The 4,128-nt window shown below is 74.9% G+C and carries 4 protein-coding genes; 3 read left to right on the top strand and 1 reads right to left on the bottom strand.

Annotation, left to right across the window (positions count from 1 at the left end; translation table 11 throughout):
• Position 1: 1 nt before the first annotated feature.
• A complete protein-coding gene (locus E1283_RS32995) occupies positions 2-868 on the bottom strand; it encodes a hypothetical protein (protein WP_132821843.1) in 867 nt (288 codons plus the stop codon).
• A gap of 306 nt (positions 869-1,174) precedes the next feature.
• Between E1283_RS32995 and E1283_RS33000 the strand changes: the two genes are divergently transcribed.
• The 3 genes from E1283_RS33000 to E1283_RS33010 all read left to right on the top strand — a co-directional run bounded on the left by E1283_RS33000 (position 1,175) and on the right by E1283_RS33010 (position 4,121).
• The gene (locus E1283_RS33000) at positions 1,175-2,038 is read left to right on the top strand and encodes an RICIN domain-containing protein (RefSeq protein WP_132821844.1); all 864 of its coding nucleotides are present in this window, start codon (positions 1,175-1,177) and stop codon (positions 2,036-2,038) included.
• A 137-nt stretch (positions 2,039-2,175) separates the two neighbouring features.
• A complete protein-coding gene (locus E1283_RS33005; protein WP_132821845.1) occupies positions 2,176-2,844 on the top strand; it encodes a sigma-70 family RNA polymerase sigma factor in 669 nt (222 codons plus the stop codon).
• On the top strand, positions 2,841-4,121 hold the full coding sequence (locus E1283_RS33010) for a hypothetical protein (RefSeq protein ID WP_132821846.1): 1,281 nt from the start codon (positions 2,841-2,843) through the stop codon (positions 4,119-4,121). The genes E1283_RS33005 and E1283_RS33010 overlap by 4 nt, the downstream gene beginning before the upstream one ends.
• The last annotated feature ends 7 nt before the right edge of the window (positions 4,122-4,128 follow it).

Genomic DNA, 4,128 nt, shown 5'->3' on the forward strand with positions numbered 1-4,128 from the left:
GTCAGTCGGGGGTGGTCCGGCCGTGGCACCGGTTGAGGCCCGGCCGGGGCAGGCCGTCACCGCCGTCCCGCGCCGTCGGCCGGGTCGGCCCGCCGCACGACCGGATGGCCGGGCGTGGGCCGGTCGCGCCCGGGGCGCCGTGCGCGGCGGCACGACGGCGGGCGGATCCCGGCCGATGGCGGGTGGGGGACACCGGGGTCGACGGTCGCGGACGGTCAGGCGCGGACCGCCCGGGCAGGGCCCCGGGCGGCGGGCCACGCGTCCAGACGGCGTGGATCGGCGGCGGCAGGCACGGCGGGCGGTCGGCGCCGAGCGGGCACGGGACGGCGGGCGGCTCGGGCGGCGTGGACCGGCTCGGCGGGCACAGCACCGGCCGCAGCACGCCGGAGGCGGCCCGGCGCAGCAGGCCGAACACGGCACGTTCGCCGCGCCACAGCCACACCGCGCTCGCCAGGGCGACCAGCACGTGCGCCGTCTGCATGCCGACGCCGCCGCCCAACTCCTGTGCGGTGTGCGGCAGATGCGCGGCGTGCGGGTCGAACCCCGCCTGGGTGACCAGGCGTAGCGCGTCGTGGGGGGCCACGGTGTGCGGGTCGGTCGGCGCCGTGGCGGCGTCGGCCCGGCCGGCCGAGAAGAGCACGTGGAGCGCGGCCTGCACGGCGAGCGTGGCGCCCATCACGGCGACCGGCCCGCGCTCCCGGCCGGCGAACAGCCAGGCGCCGCCGCCCACTCCGGCGAGGGCCGACGACAGGGCCCAGCCGGCGACCGCGACGCCGGACATCATCACGTGCACCCAGGCCGCGAGCAGCACACAGAGCGCGGCGAACACGGCCGCCCGCGCTGCTCGCAATGCCCGGCCCGCTCTCATGACGACCACATCGTGGCAGCGTCGGAACGAACGCGCCGCAATCCGGACGTTATTTATCCGCCGACGAGCAAAGCTCGAAGCATTCCGGAACCGTGGTGCCCCGCCCGACGACCTTTGCGATGGGCCGGTTTCACCCTTGGTTGTCCCATCCGAAGAGGTCTCGCAACGCAACCGCAACGTTCCGCGACGTAAAGAACCCTAGTCTCGGGGTGTACCCCTGGCCGTCGTTGGAGTAGACCTGTTTCCAGCGTAACGTCAGTTCAACTGTCAACGTTTCCCTCTTTCCCACCGTGAGGCACCGCAACGATGCCGAAGCAACAACCTGAGCGTTTCGTCGACGCCTTCACCCAGCGGCCGGCGTTGGCCCGCCGTGGACTGCTGCCGGGGAGGCGGGTGTTCACCTCGCTCGGCTCGGCGGCCGCGGTGGCGGTCGTCGTCGCCCTGTCCGCCTGGTCGCTGGGGAACGTCATGTCCGGCGACGAGGATGAGACGCCGGTCGCCTTCTCCGCCGAACTCACCGAGCGGACGCCCGAGCCGGAGCCCGCCCCCGAGGAGGAGCCGGAGCCCGAGCCCACGGAGGAGGAGTCGGCCGAGGAGGAGCCCGAGACCGAGGAGCAGCCCCCGCCGCCCGCCCCGGATCCGGAGCCCGAGGAGACCGAGGAGGAGCCCCCGCCGCCGGAGGAGGAGCCCGAGGAGGAGCCGGAGCCGGAGAACGCCGAGGTCGTCAGTCAGGAGAACCTGGTGCCGGACGGCGTCTACCGCCTGCTGCCGGGCACCACCGACGACCGCTGCCTCGACGTGGACAGCAGCGGCACCGAGAACGGCACCAACATCCGGCAGTGGGAGTGCAACGAGACCTCGGCCCAGAACTTCGCGCTGCAGAGCACCGGTGAGCTGAACACGTACCGGATGGTCGGTCTCGGCGGCAACTGCGTGGACATCGCCGGCGAGTCGCTCGACGCGGGCGCGAACATTCACATGTGGGACTGCAACGGCGACCTCGGCCAGGAGTTCCGGCTGGAGCCCAACCTCAACGGCTACGTCGTGATCTCGGCCCAGAGCGGCCACTGCATGGACGTGATGGACGCCAGCACCGACTGGGGCGCCAACGTCCACCAGTGGCTGTGCAACCGCACCCCTGCGCAGACGTGGAGGCTCGAACGGCGGTGAGTCGCCCGCGTGTTGACGAGACGCCGTCGCCACCTCTCGGTAACGTTCATGTCATTTACAGAGGCGTAGCCTCTAAAGCCGCACCGTCCGAGCGCTGTTGGAGCAGAGCGATGCCTGACGCTCAGTCGCCTCACCTCATGGCCCGGCAGGCCCCAAGGCCAGCTTCCGTCCCCGCCGCCCCGACCGCGATCGCCGCGTCGGCGCCCGCGATCCCGGCACCCGCGCCCCCGGCGCCCGACGTGCCGTCGCCCGTCGCCCGGGCCGCGCCCTGCGCCGGCACCCGGCAGCCGGCGGCCGAGCGGTACCGGAGCCGCCTCCTGCGGTACGCCAACCGCCTCACCGCGGGCGACCCGCACCGGGCCGAGGACATCGTGCAGGAGACCATGCTCCGCGCCTGGCTCGCCACCGACGAGTTCGCCGGCGAGGAGAGCGGGTTCCACGCCGACGACGACCACCTCGCCGCCTGGCTGCACACCGTCGCCCGCAACCTCGCGGTCGACGCCCGCCGCCGCGACCGCAGCGTGCCGCTCGGCATCGTGCCGGCCGCGCTGCTGCACCGCGCCGCCGACGGCGGCTCCGACGTCGCCGACGCCGTCGTCGACCGCGTCGCCGTGGTGCGGGCCCTGTCCGGGCTCAGCCCGCTCCACCGCGACGTGCTGGCCCACGTCCACCTGTGCGACCGGTCGAGGGCCGACACCGCGCGGCTGCTGGGCATACCCAAGGGGACCGTGAAGTCCCGCGTGCACTACGCTCTGGCGGCCCTGCGTTCGGAGTTCGAGTCCGCTACGGCGGCGGAGGCGGCATGAGGACGACCGATCCCTTCGAGTTCATCGATCGCCACCGGGACACCATCTTCCGCGTCCTCGGCATCATCGCCGTGCTGCTCGTGGTGTTCCTCGTGGTGCGGTTCTTCGCGATGCGGCTCGGCGGCTGGCGCAAGGCGTGGCGGCGGATGTGCCACGAGTTCGCCGTCACCGGGCACGCGTTCGCCGCCCCCGTCCGCGCCTGGCTGCGGTACCGGCGCTCGCTGCGGGCCCTGGTGCGCGGCCTGCGCGCCCCCGCGACCTGGCGGGACGCCGAGCGCGCCGTGGCCGCCGCCCGGGAGGCCGGCGGCCAGGCGTACGGGGCGCTGGTGGACGGCGACAGCGTCACCGTGCTCGTCGCCGGCGACGCCGACGGCGGACACCTCACGCTCCCCGACGACCAGCGCTGGTGGCTCGCCGCCGACGCCCCGGACGACCACTGGAGCGTGGCCCGCGCCGACCTGCCGCCCGTCGTGCCCGTCCCCGACCAGGTGCACCCGGTGCTGGTCGCCGTCGGCGAGATCGGCGGCCGCTGCGCCTTCCTCGACCTGGCGGCCGGACCGCCGATGGTCTCCGCCGAGGGCGACCGCCGCTCCGCCGTCGCCCTGCACCAGGCCGTCGCCGCACAGCTCGACGTCCGGCTGCCCGAGGGCCTGGTCGTGGTCGCCGAGGGCGTGCACCGCGCCTTCGCCGGCACGCCGATCCGCGCCGCGCACCGCGCGGCCCGCGAACTGCGCCCCACGCTCGGCCTCTCGCCCGTCCTGGTCACCGCCGAACTGCCCGACCCGGTGCCGGCCGAACTCTCCGAGCCGCCCGAGGAGTTCCCCGCCCTGCGGCTGCTGCTGCTCGGCGAGGGGCGCGGCCACCAGCGCACCCTGCTGACCGATCGGCACGGCCAGATCTCCGTCGTCGGCACCCCGCTGCTCACCACCGGCAACGCCCTCAGCCGCGCCATCGCCAAGGTGCTCTCCACGATCCCGCCCGTGCTGCCGCCCGCGCCGCCCGCCGGGGGCGCCGCCCACACCGTCCGCACCTTCGCCGAGTCGGACGACGAGGAGGAGACCGCCGCGGGGGACGCGACCGGTGCCTCGACCGCGGACGCCGACGCCTGGGCGCCGTCCACCACCGTCGCCACCGCCCCCCGGCCGCCCCGCGCGGAGCTGGAGGAGGAGTCCGACGACACGGGCGAGCACCGCCTCGTGGCACCCGAGCCCGACGCCGACACCGCCCCCGTCTCCACCAGGACCACGCGCGAGACGACCCGCTCGCTCCCGCACTGATCGCCCG

It is taken from the genome of Streptomyces hainanensis (genome assembly GCF_004348415.1).
Classification (GTDB): domain Bacteria; phylum Actinomycetota; class Actinomycetes; order Streptomycetales; family Streptomycetaceae; genus Streptomyces; species Streptomyces hainanensis.

What these genes read in the sequence shown, in the direction of transcription:
- E1283_RS32995 (WP_132821843.1), bottom strand. Translation starts at nt 868, where the DNA reads ATGAGAGCGGGCCGGGCATTGCGAGCAGCGCGGGCGGCCGTGTTCGCC.
- E1283_RS33000 (WP_132821844.1), top strand. Translation starts at nt 1,175, where the DNA reads ATGCCGAAGCAACAACCTGAGCGTTTCGTCGACGCCTTCACCCAGCGG.
- E1283_RS33010 (WP_132821846.1), top strand. Translation starts at nt 2,841, where the DNA reads ATGAGGACGACCGATCCCTTCGAGTTCATCGATCGCCACCGGGACACC.
- E1283_RS33005 (WP_132821845.1), top strand. Translation starts at nt 2,176, where the DNA reads ATGGCCCGGCAGGCCCCAAGGCCAGCTTCCGTCCCCGCCGCCCCGACC.